The following is a 1,868-nucleotide window of genomic DNA, read 5'->3' as shown; positions in this document are numbered from 1 at the left end:
TGGGGGGTATTTTGGGGGGATGGTCGCTGCGAACTTCGGGCTATTAGTGGTGGGGAACCTGGTGGCGTCGGGAGGGAAGATCGATCCGGAAGCGGCGGGATATTTTCCGGTAGTTCTGGCAATTGGGGTGGGGGTGTGGGCGGTTTCGGCGTTCCTGGTGTGGGGAATGCTGTGGGCGTGGAGGCTCGTTACGCATCGGGCGATCTGTACGCGTTGTGGTGTGAAGGGATTGGTCGTTGGATTTTTGATTTCACTTGCGGCTGATCTGGTGGCACTCCTTCCGCCCGTAGATGCGCTTTTGGAGGGGCCTCAAGAATGGATTTATTGGGTGGTTGCGTATTTGGTGGTGCCGTGGGGCGTTTTTATTTTGATGACGCGGAAGGCGCGGGAGGGTTAGGAGGTGGGATGGGTTTGGTGGGTGGGAATTTTTTGGCGCGAATGTTTTTGCGGCAAGGCAAGTTGTGCGCGCGGAGACTATGGCGAAGCGGGAGCCCCGGCGTTTTCACGGCTTATCCATGACTTGATGATTGATTACCTGTTGGTTTTCTAGAGGTTCCTGGGGTTTGCGGCTTCTGGGTCGGCCGGTTTTTGTTTGCGGGAGCGCTCGCGCGCAGCAAGTGAAACGCGGCGATGAGGCATAGCGCGGCGATGAGGAAGGAGAGTGCGGTCTGGAGAATCAACGCCCGGGGCAATTCGCCGTTGACGTAGTAAAGCAGCCCGCCACCCGCCGGGATCAGGGCAGCGACTCCGAACAGGGCGATGATTGTACCGAGCAACTTGCTCATGGAGCTTTCCGATGGAGACAGAGGAAGGACGCTCGATGACGGCCAGTGCGCGGCGCGAGGGAGCGTTCAACACGATCGCATATTCTATCGACAACAGCACTGCCACGGCACACTGAAGTGTGAACTCCGGACGCGCTGGGTGGATTTCTGTGGCTGAGATGCAGGGGATGGGATACGGTGAGGTCGGGGTGGGAGCGCCGGGAGCGCGTTGAGGCGGTAGGGGGCTGGCTCGTGGATGAAGCGGGTGAGGTGCCTATGGTTCGGATGGGTGTTTGTGTTGCAGGGCTTGTTGTGATGCTGGGCGGATGTTCGGCGGGGCCTGTGGCGAAATTGTCGGGGGCTTCCTAGGTGAAGTGGCAAGGGGTGGTCAGTTTCAAGGTGCCGGGGACGACTGGGCTTGCTGACGTTGACTTCCACTACAGGAGGGACGAAAGCCAAGAGGAGCCGGTGGGAGTCCTGGTGATGTCTGGTTCGGATGGAAGGGCGAACGTTCAGCCGTTTACATATCATCCGGATATCTCTTCGCAGGCTGTGATTCGGATTTATCCGGTGTATTTCGGGGAGCTTGGGGAACTGTTGTGCTCGGAATGGGAGTGGGGTTCGGCGGTGCAATTGGTCGTGTTTCGTCTCAATGCGGATCACACGATCGACATCGTTTTTAATGGAAGAAGCCGGTTTGGCTACCAGATTTTAAACGTCACCGGCGGCAAGAATGACGACATTTGCGAAGGGAATGGATATATGAAGGGGCCCTATTGGATGAAGGTGTATACGTGGGATGGGGGTAAGTTTGTGTTGGGCAAGACGGTTGCGGTTGAGGAGCCTCAGCGGTATTCGATCGATGCAAAGTAGGGGGAAGAAGGATCGGGCATTATTTTGGGGAGAAGCGTGAACTCCGGACGGGGGCGACTTTCCCCCCCCCCCCCACGACGGCACACTGAAGTGTGAACTCCGGACGCGCTGTGGCGGTGACGGGGCGGGTTTATTGGAGGCCGGTGCCTTCGTCGCCTTGGCCGGGGACGTGTTGGAGGGATTGGGATTGGCCGTGGGTCCAGTAGGGGGTGAAGGGTTTGGTGGGGGATT

Annotated in this window: 3 protein-coding genes; 2 read left to right on the top strand and 1 reads right to left on the bottom strand. The window is 58.2% G+C overall.

Translation table 11 applies throughout. The features are described 5' to 3' along the window. Window positions 1–397: hypothetical protein (locus VHE12_07700; protein ID HVZ80669.1), on the top strand; the 397-nt coding region annotated here is incomplete at its 5' end. A gap of 112 nt (window positions 398–509) precedes the next feature. Here the strand turns inward: VHE12_07700 and VHE12_07695 are convergent. Next, window positions 510–785, bottom strand: a complete 276-nt coding sequence (locus tag VHE12_07695) for a hypothetical protein (GenBank protein HVZ80668.1) — start codon at window positions 783–785, stop codon at window positions 510–512. A gap of 348 nt (window positions 786–1,133) precedes the next feature. Here VHE12_07695 and VHE12_07690 point away from each other — a divergent pair, with 348 nt between their 5' ends. After that, window positions 1,134–1,637 (top strand): hypothetical protein, encoded by a 504-nt coding sequence (locus VHE12_07690; GenBank protein ID HVZ80667.1) that lies wholly within the window; start codon window positions 1,134–1,136, stop codon window positions 1,635–1,637. The last annotated feature ends 231 nt before the right edge of the window (window positions 1,638–1,868 follow it).

This window comes from bacterium (assembly GCA_035549195.1).
In the GTDB taxonomy this organism is placed as follows: Bacteria; Oederibacteriota; Muellerivitia; order Muellerivitales; family Muellerivitaceae; genus DASZRK01.
Note: the sequence above shows the minus strand (reverse complement) of the source record. Positions and strands in the feature narration are given on the sequence as shown.